General features: G+C 70.5%; 16 protein-coding genes and 1 riboswitch. Of the genes, 3 read left to right on the top strand and 13 right to left on the bottom strand.

The annotated features are described in order from the left end of the window. Positions 1-69: 69 nt before the first annotated feature. Genes FQ377_RS10290 through hisI form a run of 3 tightly spaced genes read right to left on the bottom strand, consistent with a single transcriptional unit; the run spans position 70 to position 2,822 of the window. Positions 70-798, bottom strand: a complete 729-nt coding sequence (locus FQ377_RS10290; RefSeq protein WP_148601163.1) for a Trp biosynthesis-associated membrane protein — start codon at positions 796-798, stop codon at positions 70-72. Then, positions 795-2,396, bottom strand: a complete 1,602-nt coding sequence (locus FQ377_RS10285) for an anthranilate synthase component I (protein WP_148601162.1) — start codon at positions 2,394-2,396, stop codon at positions 795-797. The genes FQ377_RS10290 and FQ377_RS10285 overlap by 4 nt, the downstream gene beginning before the upstream one ends. Positions 2,397-2,399: 3 nt before the next feature. After that, positions 2,400-2,822: a phosphoribosyl-AMP cyclohydrolase gene (hisI, locus tag FQ377_RS10280; RefSeq protein WP_148601161.1), complete on the bottom strand. Its 423-nt coding sequence runs from the start codon at positions 2,820-2,822 to the stop codon at positions 2,400-2,402. A gap of 81 nt (positions 2,823-2,903) precedes the next feature. On the opposite strand from hisI, the gene FQ377_RS10275 reads away from it, so the two are divergent. Continuing rightward, on the top strand, positions 2,904-3,548 hold the full coding sequence (locus tag FQ377_RS10275; RefSeq protein WP_148601160.1) for a TIGR03085 family metal-binding protein: 645 nt from the start codon (positions 2,904-2,906) through the stop codon (positions 3,546-3,548). A gap of 53 nt (positions 3,549-3,601) precedes the next feature. Here FQ377_RS10275 and hisF read toward each other — a convergent pair whose 3' ends face one another. From hisF to aspS, 9 genes are all read right to left on the bottom strand, one after another. Further along, the gene (gene hisF, locus FQ377_RS10270; RefSeq protein WP_148601159.1) at positions 3,602-4,372 is read right to left on the bottom strand and encodes an imidazole glycerol phosphate synthase subunit HisF; all 771 of its coding nucleotides are present in this window, start codon (positions 4,370-4,372) and stop codon (positions 3,602-3,604) included. A gap of 10 nt (positions 4,373-4,382) precedes the next feature. Beyond that, entirely contained in the window at positions 4,383-5,228 is an 846-nt protein-coding gene (gene hisG / locus FQ377_RS10265; RefSeq protein ID WP_148601158.1) for an ATP phosphoribosyltransferase, read from the bottom strand. 48 nt (positions 5,229-5,276) lie between these two features. Next, positions 5,277-5,540, bottom strand: coding sequence for a phosphoribosyl-ATP diphosphatase (locus tag FQ377_RS10260; RefSeq protein ID WP_148601157.1), 264 nt, complete (start codon positions 5,538-5,540; stop codon positions 5,277-5,279). 67 nt (positions 5,541-5,607) lie between these two features. Beyond that, complete coding sequence (gene ribH, locus FQ377_RS10255) at positions 5,608-6,093, bottom strand: 6,7-dimethyl-8-ribityllumazine synthase (RefSeq protein WP_148601156.1); 486 nt, start codon at positions 6,091-6,093, stop codon at positions 5,608-5,610. Positions 6,094-6,173: 80 nt separating this feature from the next. Continuing rightward, entirely contained in the window at positions 6,174-6,806 is a 633-nt protein-coding gene (gene ribB / locus FQ377_RS10250) for a 3,4-dihydroxy-2-butanone-4-phosphate synthase (RefSeq protein WP_262364404.1), read from the bottom strand. A 41-nt stretch (positions 6,807-6,847) separates the two neighbouring features. Then, a complete protein-coding gene (locus FQ377_RS10245) occupies positions 6,848-7,501 on the bottom strand; it encodes a riboflavin synthase (protein WP_148601154.1) in 654 nt (217 codons plus the stop codon). 37 nt (positions 7,502-7,538) lie between these two features. Beyond that, entirely contained in the window at positions 7,539-8,615 is a 1,077-nt protein-coding gene (gene ribD, locus FQ377_RS10240) for a bifunctional diaminohydroxyphosphoribosylaminopyrimidine deaminase/5-amino-6-(5-phosphoribosylamino)uracil reductase RibD (RefSeq protein WP_262364393.1), read from the bottom strand. Next, positions 8,612-9,295, bottom strand: coding sequence for a nicotinamide riboside transporter PnuC (gene pnuC / locus FQ377_RS10235; RefSeq protein ID WP_148601153.1), 684 nt, complete (start codon positions 9,293-9,295; stop codon positions 8,612-8,614). The genes ribD and pnuC overlap by 4 nt, the downstream gene beginning before the upstream one ends. A 121-nt stretch (positions 9,296-9,416) precedes the next feature. Beyond that, positions 9,417-9,558: riboswitch (FMN riboswitch) on the bottom strand. 145 nt (positions 9,559-9,703) lie between these two features. Continuing rightward, on the bottom strand, positions 9,704-11,506 hold the full coding sequence (aspS, locus tag FQ377_RS10230) for an aspartate--tRNA ligase (protein WP_148601152.1): 1,803 nt from the start codon (positions 11,504-11,506) through the stop codon (positions 9,704-9,706). Between the two features lie 178 nt (positions 11,507-11,684). Between aspS and FQ377_RS10225 the strand changes: the two genes are divergently transcribed. Then, entirely contained in the window at positions 11,685-12,944 is a 1,260-nt protein-coding gene (locus FQ377_RS10225; RefSeq protein ID WP_148601151.1) for an APC family permease, read from the top strand. Between the two features lie 61 nt (positions 12,945-13,005). On the opposite strand, the gene hisS is transcribed toward FQ377_RS10225, so the two are convergent. Then, on the bottom strand, positions 13,006-14,334 hold the full coding sequence (gene hisS / locus FQ377_RS10220) for a histidine--tRNA ligase (RefSeq protein ID WP_148601150.1): 1,329 nt from the start codon (positions 14,332-14,334) through the stop codon (positions 13,006-13,008). 401 nt (positions 14,335-14,735) lie between these two features. Here hisS and FQ377_RS10215 point away from each other — a divergent pair, with 401 nt between their 5' ends. Further along, entirely contained in the window at positions 14,736-16,403 is a 1,668-nt protein-coding gene (locus FQ377_RS10215) for a DUF349 domain-containing protein (RefSeq protein ID WP_395858486.1), read from the top strand. Positions 16,404-16,468 lie beyond the last annotated feature (65 nt).

The following is a 16,468-nucleotide window of genomic DNA, read 5'->3' as shown; positions in this document are numbered from 1 at the left end:
CGAACGGGTCTGCACTCATTCTGCCATTGATGCACCGGGCGGGCGGTACGGACTGGGGCCGCGCTCCGCTCAGCCGGTCGGGTCGTTGCCGCGCGAGAGCTCGTCCCAGCTGTCGATCTCGTCCGCGTGGGCAGTGCTGCGTCTGCCGGCCCTCGCCGTCGGTCCGGTGTCCTCGTCGGGAACCACACCGGGCGCGATGTCCCCCGTGGAGGGTCGGGGCGCTGCCGGCAGGGTGCCGTGAGCTTCCGTCCCGGCGCCCGTGCGGCCGGCGTCGTAGCGCCGGTTGATACCCCAGCGTCGGCCGGCGAGGATCACCCACACAGCTGCGAGGACCAGCAGGAGGCCTGCGGCGACGGCGAGCCACGGCAGCACTGTGGCCTCGGACTCGGCCCCTGGCAGCCCGCTGACGCCGACCGCAGCCCCGATGGCCGGCTCGGCCGCTGCTGCCGGGTCGAGAGCCACGCCCGCGCTCGAGAGCATGACCCCGAGGCCGGACAGCACGAGGATGACGGCGATGATCCAGCGCGCCACCCGTCCGGCGATGGACACGGCGATGGCAGCCGCCAGGGCCACGAGCGCGAACGCGGTGACCGGGGTGGCGGCATCGCTTCCGGCGATCATGAGATCGGGTGTCTGCACGGCTTCCTGCGGCAGGCGCACCACGAGCCAGGTCTGCGTCGTGGAGCCGAAGGCCACCAGGGCCAGGACCACGATGCCCAGGACCACCGATCCCCGGCGCAGGAGTCGGCCGGGAGGCTGGGACTGCCGCTCTCGCGGATCCGCCGGACGCCGGCTCACTGCACGCCCGCTGTCCGGTGGTGCGCGGGGCGTTCGCCCCGAGCAGCCTCCGGGACCGGGACCGACACCGGTCTCAGGCCTGCTGCCGCGAGCACCGCCCGCAGCGGCGCCGCCGCCTTGTTGACGGTCTCGAGGGCCTCGGCGTCGAGGACGGAGTCCGCCACGATACCGCCACCGGCCTGCACGTAGGCCGTGCCGTCCAGGAGCAGCGCCGAACGGATGGCTATCGCCAGGTCCATGTCCCCGGCGAAGTCGAGATAGCCGACCACTCCCCCGTAGATCCCGCGGCGATGCGGTTCCACCTCGTCGATGAGGCGCAGTGCGCGCGGTTTCGGCGCACCCGAGAGCGTGCCTGCGGGGAAGGTGGCGGCGAGGACGTCGTAGGCGCTCCTGCCGGGCGAGAGCCGGCCCACCACGGTGGAGACGAGGTGCATGATGTGGCTGAACTTCTCCACCTCCATGAACTGCGTGACCTCGACACTGCCCGGTCGGCACACCTTGGACAGATCGTTGCGGGCGAGGTCCACGAGCATGAGATGCTCGGCCTTCTCCTTCGTGTCGGCACGGAGCTCGACGGCGAGGCGGCGGTCCTCGTCGGTGGTGCGTCCGCGCGGTCGCGACCCGGCGATCGGATGCGTGATGACTTCCTCACCGGTGACCGTCACGAGCGCCTCGGGCGAGCTCCCCACGATCGAGTAGGGCCTGCCTCCGGCGTCCTCGAGGCTGAACAGGTACATGTAGGGGCTCGGGTTCGTGGTGCGCAGGATCCGGTAGACGTCGAGGGCCGATGCGTCGCACTCGATCTCGAAGCGCCGGCTGATGACCACCTGGAACACGTCGCCGTCCACGATGGCCCGCTTGCCGCGCTCGATCGCGGAGAGATAGTCGGGTGCGAACCACGACTCGCGGACCCGGTCGGTCGAACGGTCCACGTCCGCCGTCTCGGCCAGCACCGATACGGCGGGTTCCGCCGGCGCCACGAGCCTGGAGAGCATGGCCTCGACGCGGCCGACGGCGTCGTGCCAGGCCTCGTCGAGGCGGTCGGCGGTGCCGTCGAAGTTGATGGCGTTCGCCACGAGGGTCAGTGTTCCCTCCGAGTTGTCGTGGATGGCCAGGTCCGAGACGAGGCACATGGCCAGTTCGGGGAGGAGGAGATCGTCCTCGGGCGGACTGGTCAGCTTCTCCCAGTGCCTCACGGCCTCCCAGCCGACAAAACCGACCATGCCGGAGGTGAAGGGCGGCAGGTCCTCGAACCGGTCCGTCCGCAGTGCCTCGACCGTGCGTCGGAGGGCCTCCACGGGGTCCCCGTCGACGGGGACCCCGGCGGGAGGCTCGCCCAGCCAGTGGGCCTCGCCGTCACGCGTGGTCAGGGTGGCGCGGGAGTGCGATCCGATGAACGAGTAGCGCGACCAGACTCCTCCGACGGCCGCGGATTCCATGAGGAAGGTACCGGGCTGGGAAGCGGCGAGCCTGCGGTAGACACCGATCGGTGTCAGCGCGTCCGCGAGCACCACCTGGCGCACCGGCACGACGCGCCGTGTCCTGGCGAGCTCACGGAACTCCTCGAGCGTGGGGCTGATGGTTCCCAGCTGCTGCATCGGTCAGGATCCTTCACTGTCGGGGCGCTCGGCCTGGACCGCTGGGAGCGAGCGGCCGTCGAAGCAGGTCCGCGTGCCGGTGTGGCAGGCGGCGCCGTCCTGGTCCACCGTGACCAGCAGGGCATCGCCGTCGCAGTCCAGGGCCACGTCCCTGACCCACTGGCGGTGCCCGGAGGTGTCGCCCTTGCGCCAGTACTCGGCGCGTGAGCGCGAGTAGAACGTCACGCGGCCGCTGGTCAGGGTGCGCCGGAGCGCCTCCTCGTCCATCCAGCCGAGCATGAGCACCTCGCGGGTGTCGAACTGCTGCACGACGGCGGCGACGAGTCCGGCGTCGTTCTTCCGCAGGAGCCCGGCCACGGCCGGATCGAGATGCTCCCCGTGCGTGGTCGGGGCGGCGGTCGCGGGAGGGGGGATCGAGGAGGCCATCACGCCCAATTCTAGTGCCGTGGCCGGGACCCCGGTGCGCACCCTGTGCCGCACTGGAGCAGCGTGCTAGTTTCGACAGTGATGCGCTACGTAATCCCGTCCCGTGAGGTCCTGGCCGAGACGCTGCTGGCAGCCGGCCCCGACGCCGCCACCCTGTGCGAGGGGTGGACCACCCGCGAGCTGGCGGCCCATCTCTACCTCCGTGAGCACCGCCCGGCGCTCGGCGTCGGCATGGTGGTGAAGAAGCTCGCGGCCGTCACGGAGCGTGCCACCTTCGAGACGGCGGAGCGCGCCGGGTCACCGGCAGGCTATACGGCCCTCGTGAAGCGGTTCGTCGCGGGACCGCCCGCCCTGTCGCCGATGCGCATCCCGATGGTGGACCGCAGCGCCAACCTCATCGAGTACTTCGTCCACACCGAGGACATCCGGCGTGCCACGAGCCGCTGGGCGCCGCGGGCCCTCGACGACGAGTACGCCGATGCCCTGTGGGACGACCTGATCAAGCGCGCCGCGATCATGTACCGGGGTGCGGATGTGGGTATCGTCCTGGTCCGCCCGAACGGTCCGCGGCACGTCGCCAAGCGTGCGCCGGTCTCGGTGGCGATCGTCGGCGAGCCCGGGGAGCTGATCATGCACGCCCACGGGCGCCGCGCCCAGGCGCTGGTGACCTTCGAGGGCCAGCCGGACGCCGTCGCCCTGCTCGAGAGTGCCGACATCGGTCTCTGACGGCAGCCGGCGCTGCCGTGCAGCGGAACGTGGCGCTCAGCGGGACGTAGCGCTCAGCGGACCGGGAATCCTGCCTCGCGGATCGCGGCCTTGACCTGGGCTATCGAATCCGGGGCGCCGAAGTGGAAGACGGAGGCTGCGAGCACCGCATCCGCACCTGCCTGGACCGCCGGCGGGAAGTGTTCGGGCCTGCCGGCTCCCCCGGAGGCGATCAGCGGCACGTCCACCACGGCGCGCGCGGCGCGGATCAGGTCGAGATCGAAGCCCTCCTTCGTCCCGTCGGCGTCGATGGAGTTCAGCAGGATCTCGCCGACGCCGCGATCGGCAGCCTCCCGGGCCCATGCCACGGCGTCGATCCCGGTACCCCTACGGCCGCCGTGCGTGGTCACTTCGAATCCCGACGGCGTACTGCCGTCCCTGGTCCGGCGTGCATCCAGCGAGAGCACGAGCACCTGGGCGCCGAAGTGGGCGGTTATCTCGTCGATGATGGCCGGGCGGGCAACGGCTGCGGTGTTGATGGAGGCCTTGTCCGCCCCGTGGCGCAGGAGGCGGTCCACGTCGGAGAGCTCGCGGACTCCCCCGCCCACTGTCAGCGGGATGAAGATCTCCTCCGCGGTGCGGGCTACGACGTCGAAGGTCGTCTCCCGGTTACCCGAGGAGGCGGTCACGTCGAGGAACGTGAGCTCGTCCGCCCCGCCGAGATCGTATCGGTGTGCGAGCTCCACCGGATCGCCGGCATCGCGGAGCCCCTCGAACTTGATGCCCTTGACCACCCGTCCGGCGTCGACGTCCAGGCACGGGATGACACGGATGGCAACTGTCATGACGTCTCCCCTAGATCCGGCACGCGTGGATGCTGCTCACGAGGATGGCGCGGGCGCCGAGCTCGTAGAGCTCGTCCATGATCCGGTTGGTCCGGTTGCGCCGGACCATCGAGCGCACGGCCACCCAGTCGGAGTCCCGCAGCGGCGAGACCGTGGGCGACTCGAGTCCCGGCGTCAGGGCCGCGGCGGCCTCGACGAGGTCCGTGCGGATGTCGTAGTCCATCATCACGTACTGGCGTGCCACGAGGACGCCCTGCAGGCGGCGCAGCAGCACCTCGAGTCCGGCGGGCGCTTCCACGCCCGAGCGGACGATCAGCACGGCCTCGCTCTCGAGGATCGGTTCGCCGAAGACCTCCATCCCGGCCGCACGCAGTGTGGTGCCCGTCTCGACGACGTCGGCGATGGCATCTGCCACGCCGAGACGCACGGACGACTCCACGGCGCCGTCCAGCCGCACCACCGTGGCGGAGATGTCGCGCGCCCTCAGGTAGTCGTTCAGGAGGCACTCGAAGCTGGTCGCGATGCGCTTGCCCTCGAGCTCCTCCAGCGACGAGAAGTCGCCGGCGGGACCGGCGAAACGGAAGGTGGACGCCGCGAAGCCGAGCTGCAGGCGCTCCTCGGCGGCAACCTGTGCGTCGAGGAGGAGATCGCGACCGGTGATCCCGACCTCGAGGGTTCCCGAGCCCACGTACACGGCGATGTCGCGGGGTCGGAGGAAGAAGAACTCGATCTCGTTCTCGGGGTCCACGAGGACGAGTTCGCGGGAATCACGGCGCTGCCGGTACCCGGCTTCGGCGAGCATGGACGAGGCGGCCTCGGAGAGGGCGCCCTTGTTGGGGACTGCTACACGGAGCATGGGGGTCTTTCACTGGGGGCGGGAGGGAGGAGTGTGGGCCGTACCTGGCTACAGATGCCTGTAGACGTCCTCCGGGCTCAGACCCTTGGCGATCATGAGCACCTGCAGGTGGTAGAGCAGCTGGGAGATCTCCTCCGCGGTGTTCTCGGTGGTCTCGTACTCGGCAGCCATCCAGACCTCGGCGGCTTCCTCGACGATCTTCTTGCCGATGCCGTGCACGCCGGCGTCGAGTTCGGCCACGGTACGCGATCCGGCGGGCCTGTCGACGGCCTTCGCGCTGAGCTCCCCGAACAGGGAATCAAAGGTTTTCACGTTCCTAGGCTATCGGCTCGCAGGTGCCCGGACCGCACCCGGGGGGCCTGCTGTGACGCAGGCCCCTTCACCGCTCCCACCGGCGCAGGAGGGCCGCCGTCGCGAGGGCCGCGGTGACTGCTTCGTGTCCCTTGTCCTCGGAGGAGCCGGGCAGTCCTGCCCGATCGAGGCCCTGCTGCTCGGTGTCGCACGTCAGCACCCCGAAGCCGATCGGCACTCCTGTCCTGACGCTCACCTCCGTGAGGCCCGACGTCGCCGCCTGGCAGACGTAGTCGAAGTGCGGCGTACCGCCGCGGATCACGACGCCGAGGGCGGCGACGGCGTCGACGTGCGGAGCGAGCCTGGCAGCGGCGACGGGGAGTTCGAAACTGCCCGGCACGCGGAGCTGTGTCACCGCGACTCCGGCCTCGGCCGCTGCGCGGAGGGCGCCGCCCAGGAGCCCGTCCATGATCTGCGTGTGCCAGCTCGCGGCGATGACCGCCAGGCGCAGGGGTTCGTCGGCTTCCCCCTGCACGGTGCTGAGGTCGATGGTGGGTGCTCCGTGGCCGCTCATGGTTCTCCTTCGTGTCCTGCTGCTCGGATGTGTCGGTGGTGCTGGGCGATGATCGGTGGTGCTCGGTCCTGCCTGTGCGCCTACGTGTCGGGGTGTGCCTCGCCCATGAAGGCGACGAGGTCCTCGATCGAGACGAGGGGCAGGCCGTGCTCGTCCGCGAAGCGGCGGAGGGCCGGCAGGCGCATCATGTCGCCGTCGTCGTGCACGAGCTCGGCGATCACGGCGGCGGGCTGCTTGCCGGCGAGGACGCTCAACTCGATGCCCGCCTCCGTGTGGCCCGGACGCTGCCGGACGCCGCCGGGCGCCGCCCGGAGCGGGAAGACGTGGCCGGGCCGGGTGAGCTCGGCGGGGCCGCTCGACGGGTCCGCGAGCACGCGGGCCGTGAGGGCGCGGTCGGCGGCGCTGATCCCGGTGCTGACGCCGTGGGCAGCATCGCACGAGACGGTGTACGCGGTTCCCTTCGCGTCCTCGTTGACGGCCGTCATGGGCGGAAGCAGCAGTCGGTCGGCGTCGCCGGCGCGGAGCGGTACGCAGAGCACTCCCGAGGACCAGCGGATCGTCCACGCGACGAGATCGCGCGTGGCGTCCTCGGCGGCGAAGACGATGTCGCCCTCGTTCTCGCGGTCCTCGTCGTCCACGACCACGACGGCGCGGCCCTCCCGGATGGCGGCGACGGCAGCAGGGATCGGATCGAGCCGGACCGCCGCCGACAGTGATCCGCCGGGCTGCTGCGGCTGGCCGACGGGGTCCTGGCTCACGGCGCATCCTGGTCGGTGGATGTCCCGGGGGCGTCGACCGCCATGAAGCCGAGGAGCCGCTCGGCGTACTTGGCCAGGACGTCCATCTCGAGATTCACGGGATCTCCCACGTTCCGTGCGCCGAGCCCGGTCTCCCGGAGCGTGGTGGGGATCAGTCCCACCTCGAACCACTGCTGCGGCTCCTGCGGACGACTGACCGCGGTCACGGTCAGGGACACACCGTCGATCGCCACGGAGCCCTTCTCCGCCGCGTAGCGGCCCAGCGTGGACGGCAGACCGAAACGGAGCCGGTGCCACGCCCCGAGGTCCTCGCGCTCCAGCAGCACGCCGATGCCGTCCACATGACCCTGGACCACGTGCCCGTCGAGCCGACCGCCGGCCGGCACGCATCGTTCGAGATTGACCGGGGCGCCCGGCTGCAGTGCCCCGGTGGTGGTGCGCCGCAGGGTCTCCCCCATGACGTCGACCCCCACGCGCGGGCCGTCGAGGGTCACGGCGGTGAGGCAGACCCCGTTGACGGCGATCGAGGCGCCCGGAGCCAGGTCCCGGCCCGTGGCCGGAGCCTCGACCACGAGGAGGCCGCTCTCGCCGTCGCCGGCGAGGTCGAGGGAGACGACGCTGCCCTGTTCGGACACGATTCCTGTGAACACTGGTACTTCCTTCGGTGGACGGGACTGGCGGGGGGGGTCAGGAGCCTTGCGGGCCCGGTGGTCGCAGATGGAGGCGGACATCCGCTCCGAACTCGAGCAGCCGCGGCCCTCCGGCGTCGTCGGGGATCCAGCGAAGGCCGTCGGTGAGCGACTCCGCACCGAGATCGGGGAACGCCGGCGCGCCGTCCCCGAGGATCAGCGGGGCCACGTACGAGAACAGTTCGTCCACGGCGCCGGCCCGGAGGAAGGCGGAGGTGATCCGCGGACCGCCCTCCACCAGGAGGTGCCGCACGCCCTGCTCGTACAGCGTGTTGAGCGCGGCCCCCACGTCCCGGGTGGCCAGCTGGACGAATCCCGGCCCGCGCATCGCGGCACGCTCCGGTACGGGTGTCATGCCCATGACGACCCGCAGCGCCGAACGCCCGCGCGGTACGGACTCCGCGTCGGGCTGCCGTGCCGTCAGGCGTGGATCGTCGGCCAGGAGGGTGCCGCTGCCCACGAGGACGGCGTCGGCCAGCCGACGCAGCCGGTGTCCGTCCTCGCGTGCCCGGTCCCCGGTGATCCACCGGCTGGAGCCGTCCGGCGCGGCGACCCGACCGTCGAGCGACTGGGCGGACTTCGCGGTGACGAATGGGCGGCGACCGGCCAGGGCAGCGGTCCACCGTTCGTTCAGCATCCTCGCCGCCGCGGCGCCGGGACCGCCGACGCACTCGATACCCGCCTCGCGCAGGTGCTGTGCGCCGCCTGCGGCCACGCCGTGGACGTCGTGCACGGCGTAGACCACCCGCCGCACCCCTGCCTCACGCAGCACCTGCGTGCAGGGCGCCGTCCGCCCGGTGTGATTGCACGGCTCGAGCGTCACCACCACGGTGGAGTCTCGGGGATCGTTGCCCCGCCGGAGCGTCTCGGCCAGGGCCGCAGGCTCGGCGTGCGGTGTCCCGGCGCCGCGGTGGTGCCCCTCCCCCAGAATCCGGCCGTCGGCGGACAGCACGACCGCGCCCACCAGCGGATTCGCGCCCCTGACGCCGAGCGCTGCGAGCTCCAGGGCGCGCTTCATGGCTGCGACCTCGGGCCCACTGGGCTCCGGCGTGGTGCCGGTAGGTGTCGCGCTCACCGCAGGGTCGGATCGGGCAGGAGGGTCTCGATGCTCGGCTTGGCGGAGCGCTGCGCGCGGGCCCAGACGAAGAAGCCGATGAGCGTGAACACGCCGTAGAACACGTACATGAAGGCGCTCGCGTAGTAACCGGCGCTGAAGAGCAGGGGCACACCCACGAGGTCCACGGCCACCCACACGAGCCAGAACTCCACCCAGCCCTTGGCCATGCCGTAGGTGGCCAGGAGGGACCCCACGAAGGTCCACGCATCGGCCCAGACCGGCTCGTAGGAGCCGAGTGCACGGAAGACCGGCGTGAGGGCGAGGGTGCCGGCGATCATGACGACCACCATGCCGAGGCGGGTACGCGTGCCCGCCCACCGCGGAGTGACCGCCTGGCCACCGCTGCGACTGCTGAGCTGCCACTGCCGCCAACCGTAGACGGAGACGATGATGAACATGAGCTGCCGTCCGGCCTGGCCGAGCAGATTGGCGGCTCCGGCCCCACCGAAGAGGGACCCGAGGAAGACGGTCAGGAGCAGCAGGTTGCCGATGATGCCCACGGGCCACGCCCAGATACGGCGCCTCATGCCGCCGAAGGCGCTGAGCAGCCCGAAGACGTTGCCCATCACCTCACGGAACAGGAGCGAACCGCCACCAACGGGAATGCGGGCCTCGAAGAGCCACTGCAGGAGATCCATGCCGATCCTTCGTCATCACGACGACTCCGGGCGATGGCAGCGCCGGACGCGGCAGGCACCATCGAAGGTGCCAGGACCGCATCCTGGCCGCCGCCCATGGGGCAGCGGCAGGACCCTGCTGTTCGTGCTTCTCCCATCCAGACTTTGACTGTCGGTCCCGGAATTCCACCGGCTCGACCGCTCCCGTTCCGCGGGTGCGGAACAAGGAGCGGGTCGCGGACTATAACCGCCGGTTCGGAATTACACCGACCCCGGAGCACGTACTGGCACAATTCTGACACAACCGGGCGACGGCCGCCGCTGATCCGTCCCGATTCCTCCGGCAGCGATCAGCGGACCCACGAATGAAGGATCCGCTGACGCGCGACTGTCGGGGGTACGGGAGGCCGGTCGCGGGGACCGGCCCGCTCAGCCCTCGACCGTCGGTGCCGTGCCTGTCGCCGGACCGGTACCAGTCTTCGGCCTCGCGTCCACGCCCGCTTCCCTGCGCTGCTGGGCCGTGATCGGCGCCGGAGCGCTGGTCAGCGGATCGTAGCCGCCACCGGACTTGGGGAAGGCGATGACGTCGCGGATCGAATCGGTCCCGGCGAGCAACGACACCACGCGGTCCCAGCCCAGCGCCATGCCGCCGTGCGGGGGCGCACCGTACTTGAAGCCCTCGAGCAGGAAGCCGAACTTCTCCTCGGCCTCCTCTGCACCGAGGCCCATGACGGCGAAGACACGCTCCTGAACGTCCCTGCGATGGATCCGGATGGATCCTCCACCGAGTTCGTTGCCGTTGCAGACGATGTCGTACGCGAACGCCAGTGCGTTCTCGGGATCGGTGTCGAAGGTGTCGAGGAATTCCGGCTTCGGAGAGGTGAAGGCGTGGTGGACTGCCGTCCATGCTCCACCGCCCACGGCCACATCTCCCGCCGCCACTGCGGCCGAGGCCGGTTCGAACATCGGGGCGTCGACAACCCAGACGAACGCCCAGGCCTTCTCGTCGATGAGGCCGGTGCGTCGGCCGATCTCGACGCGGGCTGCGCCCAGGATGGCCCGTGAGGACACGCGGTCGCCGGCGGCGAAGAAGATGCAGTCGCCCGGGGCGGCGCCGACGGCTCCCGCAAGGCCCTCCCGCTCCACCTCGGTGAGATTCTTGGCGACCGGTCCACGCAGGCTGCCGTCGTCGTCGATCAGGACGTACGCCAGTCCCTTGGCGCCTCGCTGCTTGGCCCACTCCTGCCAGGCGTCGAGCTGGCGACGCGGCTGTGCGGCTCCTCCGGGCATCACCACGGCGCCCACGTAGGGCGCTTTGAACACGCCGAAGTCCGTGTCCCTGAAGAACTCCGTGAGTTCCGTGAGCTCGAGGCCGAAACGCAGGTCGGGCTTGTCGGAGCCGTACCTGGCCATGGCATCCGCGTAGGTCATGCGGCGGATGGGCAGGGGGATCTCCACGTCGATCAGTTTCCACAGGGCGGAGACGAGTTGTTCGCCGAGGGCGATGATGTCGTCCTCCTCCACGAAGCTCGCCTCGATGTCGAGCTGGGTGAACTCCGGCTGGCGGTCCGCGCGGAAGTCCTCGTCTCGGTAGCAGCGCGCCAGCTGGTAGTACTTCTCGAAACCGCCCACCTGCAGGAGCTGCTTGAACAGCTGGGGCGACTGCGGCAGGGCGTACCAGGAGCCCGGTGCCAGCCGCGCGGGCACGAGGAAGTCACGGGCACCCTCGGGGGTGGAACGGGTCAGCGTGGGGGTCTCGATCTCCACGAAACCGTCGCGGTGCAGCAGTTCGCGGGCCACGCGGCTGGCCTCGGACCGGAGCCGCAGGTTGGCCTGGGGGCCGGGCCGGCGCAGATCGAGGTAGCGGTGGCGCAGACGCGCCTCCTCACCCACCTCCACATGCTCGTCGATCTGGAACGGCAGCGGATCGGAGGTATTGAGAATGGTGACGGTGTCCGCGATGACCTCGACGGCTCCGGTGGGAAGGGCGGGGTTCTCGTTGCCCGCGGGTCGCTGCTGCACGGTCCCGACGATCTGCAGGACGTACTCGTTGCGCAGTGCGGAGAAGACCTCCTCCTCGCGGACCACCACCTGCGCCACTCCGGAGGCGTCCCTGAGGTCGACGAACGCCACTCCGCCATGGTCCCGGCGGCGTGCCACCCACCCGGCCAGGGTGACGGTTTGTCCTACGTGCTCGGTCCGAAGCGAACCGAGTTCATGCGTGCGGAGCACAGCATTCCTTCCCACAGATGTAACAGATGGCTGGCAGGTGGTTGAGGCACCGACCTAGAGTTGGGTCAAGCGCGACCAACGTTACCGGTCGTGTCAGGACCAGCCCGACAGGCGCCCTGCAGCACCCGCACCACTGCGGGACACCGCTGGTCCCGCGGGTTCCGATCCGAGGAGAAGCATGTCATTGCCGCCGGAAGCACGCCAGCCCCTCGGGGGCTTCGATGCGACGACCGTGGGGGTCGGCTCGATGGTCGGTGCGGGCGCGTTCGTGGTGTTCGCCCCGGCGGGCGCCTCGGCCGGTGCGTTCCTGCCCCTGGCAGTGGTCGTCGCAGGATTCGTCGCCTACTCCAATGCGTCGGCAATGGCCCTCCTCGCGGACGGACTCACCGACGGTGCGGTGGACGGGCGTGAACAGCTCGGACCATGGACGGGCTTCCTCGCCGGGTGGGCGCAGCTCACGGGCCGCCTGGCCGCCTGCGCGGTAGTCGCCCTCACCGTAGGGCTCTACGCGGCTCCCGGCAGTGAAACGGTCGCAGCGATCGCCGCGGTCGTCGCCACCACGATCCTTGCACTCCTCGGGGTGACCCGCTCCACGTTGGCCACCCGGGCGATCATCTCCCTCGTCATCCCGGTGCTCGCCTTCGCGGTCGTGGTCGGCATGACCTCCCCCGCGTCCTCCGCAGCGACCGGCGGCGCGATGGGCGCCAGCCCCGGGATAGGCGGCGTGCTGCAGGGCGCCGGCCTGCTCGTCTTCGCCTACGCCGGGTACGGGCGCAGCGCAACGCTGGGTCACGGTGTCCGTGAAGCCCGTCGCAACATCCCGGCCGTTGTCCTCGGAGCCCTCGGCGTCACGCTGGGCCTCTATCTCCTGCTGTCGGTGTCCCTGCTGAGGTCGCTGGGCCCGATCGCGCTGGCGGAGACCGCGGTCCCGCTCCGCGAGCTGATCCGCGGGGCCGCCGATCCCGGGTCCGCCGGCGTCCTCGGAACCGTGATCACCGGTGCGGCGGTGCTGGCCGGTCTCGGCGCACTGGTGTTCCTCACCGCGGGGCTGGGCCGGAGGACTCTCGCGCTGTCCCTGGGCGGGGAGCTGCCGGAGCTGTTCTCCCGGGTCTCCACCCGCTACCGGGCACCCTGGATCTCGATCCTCGGTGCCGCTGCCGTCGTGGTGGTCCTCCTGCTCACGGTGCAGCTGCCCACCCTCATCGGGTGCGCGGCGTTCGGCGTGCTCGTACACGGTGCGGTCGTCGGTGTTGCGGCCCTCACGGTCGGGGAGCGGCGGTGGTTCGCTCCGCGCTGGCTCAACGCGGTGGGCGCTGCCGGATGCGTCGCCCTGGCCCTCGCACTGCCGTGGAGGTCGGTGCTGGGCATGCTCACGGCGCTCGCCGCCGGCGCTGCACTGCGCGGCCTCTCCTCGCGTCGCCGGCGCGGAACCGGGTGAACCCCTGCTCCGGTTCCAGCCTCTGCTCCGGTTCCAGCCCCTGCGGGCGGCGGGGCGGCATTCAGGCGATGGTGATCACCGGTCGCACGTCCTCTGCGGGGGGTGACCACGACGCAGGATCAGCGCTGTGCTGCTCTCCCGAGCGGATGTCCTTGACCTCGTGCGTCCCGTCCGCGTCCGTGAACCAGACGAAGGGGATGCCGCGCCGGTCCGCGAACCTGATCTGCCTGCCGAACTTCTCGGCCGTCGCTGCGACCTCGGTGGCGATGCCCCGCTGCCGGAGCGCCGTGGCGACATCCTGCGCCCGGGACCAGGCGTCGTCGTCGGCCAGCGCTACCAGGACCGCCGTCGGCACGGCCCGGGAGACCGAGGCGAAACCCTGGCTGAGGATCCGCGAGACGAGCCGGGTGACGCCGATGGACAGCCCGACGCCGGGAAAGGTCCGACTGCCCTTGTGAGCCAGGGCGTCATAGCGGCCGCCCGAACAGATCGAGCCCAGACCCTCGTGGCCGTCGAGCACGGTCTCGTAGACGGTTCCCGTGTAGTAGTCGAGGCCGCGGGCGATGCTCAGATCGGCAACCACGCGTCCGGGAGCGCGGCGGGTGGCTTCGGCAATCACCTGGCGGAGTTCCTCGAGGCCCTCGTCGAGGAGTTCGTGGGCGACGCCCAGGGCACGCACCCGCTCCACGAAGGAGGTATCCGGGGTGCGGATCGTCGCGAGCTCCAGGGCCAGGCGCACCTGGTCGTCGTCGGCCCCCAGCTCCTCCTGCAGCAGGGCGCCCACTTTCTCGGGGCCGATCTTCTCGAGCTTGTCGATGCTGCGCAGTACGGCGGCTGTGTCCTGAAGGCCGATGGCAGTGTAGAAACCCTCCGCGAGCTTGCGATTGTTCACGCGCAGGGTGAAGTCGGGGATCGGCAGGGCCTCCAGTGCCTCGACGACGGTGAGGGCCAGTTCGATGTCGTACCGGAAGGGCAGGACGCCGTCGCCGACGACGTCGATGTCGGCCTGCGTGAACTCGCGGGCGCGCCCCTCCTGCGGACGCTCGCCGCGCCAGCACTTCTGGATCTGGTACCTGCGGAACGGGAAGGCGAGGTGACCGGCGTTCTCCACCACGTACCGGGCGAACGGCACGGTCAGGTCGTAGTGGAGGGCCAGGCCGGCCTCGGACGCCGATGCCTCCTCGGCCTGGAGCCGGGAGACGGCGTAGACCTCCTTGTCGATCTCGCCCTTGCGCAGCAGGTCACCGACCGTCTCCACAGCCCTCGTCTCGATGCTGGAGAAACCGTGAAGTTCGAAGGTCCGCCGCAGTACGTCGAGGACGTGCTGCTCGATCAGGCGTTCCTCGGGGAGCCATTCAGGGAAGCCGGACAGGGAAGCCTTGCGGGCCATGGGTGGATCTCCTCGCCTACGGGGTCTCCGACGGGCCGCGGGCCGATCGGTGGGGTCTGCGCCATCAATCCTAGGTGCGCCCGTCGGATCGGCAGAACCTCCTGCCCCGTGCCGGAGTCGCAGGAGCGCCGGCGGCCACCGCTGTCCGTGCACCCCTCGCCCGGAGTGCGGCATCACGGGAGGGCGTCCCGAGCGCGGCGGCCTGAGTACAGTAGCCTCAGAGCAGGGTTCGGCGGCGCTCCTCCGCGGGCGCCGGAACGGCTGGGTCGGCACGATCGGTGCGCGATACCGGTCCGATAGACTCCTGGATCCTGCTCGGGATCGATCCGTACGACATCGACCCCGGACGACATGGCCCCGGCGTTGCTCACGGCCATCCGACGAGTGAAAGATTTCTAGCGGTGACAGACAGTCAGCAATCCGACGAAACGACCATCGACCACGGCACGGAGCAGGACGCCGCGGCAGCCGATGGCAGTCCATCCCGTCCGCCCGAGGGCAACGACACCGATGCCGAGGAGGGCCAGGACGCTACCGTGGCGCCCGAGCCCGAATCCGCAGCATCCGCCGCTCCCACGGACCAGGCCGACGGCGTGCAGGCACCACTCGCTGGCCCGGTCGACGACGTACAGCCAGCACCGGCTGACCCGGCAGCCGCATCCACCGCTCCCGCAGACCAGGCCGACGTCGCACACGTGTCAGCAAGCCCTTCGCCGCCCCGCCCGGCGGCTCCGCGTGCGCCGCTGCCGACGTCGATGGCCCCGCGGCCCGCGAGGAAGTCCGGCCGTCCTGCGGCTCCCCCGGCGCACACCACCTCGCTCGAGGAAGCCGGCAGGTTCGCTCGGGTCGAGGACGACGGGCATGTCTTCCTGCTCGTCGACGGCGAGGAACACGCCGTCGGGCAGTACCCGGATGCAACGCGCGAGGAGGCGCTGACCTACTTCGTGCGGAAGTACGACGACGTCGTGAGCCAGGTGGCTCTGCTCGAGCAGCGGGTCGAGGCCAAGGCCCCGTCCTCGGACATGGCGAAGACCGCCAGGCATCTGCGGACGCAGGTCGGAGAGCGCACCATGGTCGGGGACGTGCTCGCCCTCGAAGCCAGGATCGACGCCCTGCTGGAGGCCGTGAGCGGTCTCGAGAAAACCGAACGCGCGGCCCTGGACGAGCTCAAGGCCCGGGAGCTCGCAGCCCGTGAGGCGATCGTCGTCGAGGCCGAGGAACTCGCGGGTCGCGATCCGGCCACCGTCCAGTGGAAGGCCAGCAGCACCCGTATGAACGAGCTCTTCGAGCTCTGGAAGGCGGCCCAGAAGAACGGGCCGAGACTGGGAAAGGGCACCGAGGACGCACTCTGGAAGCGCTTCCGCTCCTCGCGCACCGTCTTCGATCGGCACCGCCGCGCCTATTTCTCCCAGCTCGACACCGACAACGCCGAGGCGAAGCAGTCGAAGGAAGCGCTCATCAAACGCGCCGAGCAGCTCTCCGACTCCACGGACTGGGGTCACACAGCGGCGGCGTATCGTCAGCTGATGGACGAGTGGAAGGCGTCCAAGCGTGCCAGCCGCAAGGACGACGACGCCCTCTGGGCCCGGTTCCGCGCCGCCCAGGATCGTTTCTTCGAGGCGAGGAAAGCCGACAACGAGGCGATCGACGAGGAATACTCCGTCAACCTCACCGCCAAGGAGGCACTGCTGGTCGAAGCGCAGAAGATCCTGCCCGTCAGGGATCTCGCCGCTGCGAAGAAGGCGCTCCAGTCGGTCCGGGACCGATGGGACGAGGCGGGCAAGGTGCCACGCGCCGACATGGGTCGGATCGACGCAGGCCTGCGCAGGGTCGAGGACGCCGTGAAGTCCGCCGACGACGAGCACTGGCAGAAGACCAACCCCGAGACGAAGGCCCGCACCACGAGTGCGCTCAGTCAGCTCGAGGCGACGATCGCTCAGCTCAAGGAGGATCTTGCGGCTGCGGAGGGCGCGGGGAACAGTTCGAAGATCGCCACGGCGAAGGAAGCGCTGGCAGCCCGTGAACAGTGGCTGGAGATGCTGCAGAGATCGGCGCAGGACTTCTCCTGACGCTTCAGTAGCAGGCGTCGTTCACCCCGGCCCTCCGGCACCGTTGTCCACAACGGCGCCGGAGG

The sequence above is a fragment of the Arthrobacter echini genome (assembly GCF_008107445.1).
GTDB classification, from domain to species: domain Bacteria; phylum Actinomycetota; class Actinomycetes; order Actinomycetales; family Micrococcaceae; genus Arthrobacter_D; species Arthrobacter_D echini_A.
Note: the sequence above shows the minus strand (reverse complement) of the source record. Positions and strands in the feature narration are given on the sequence as shown.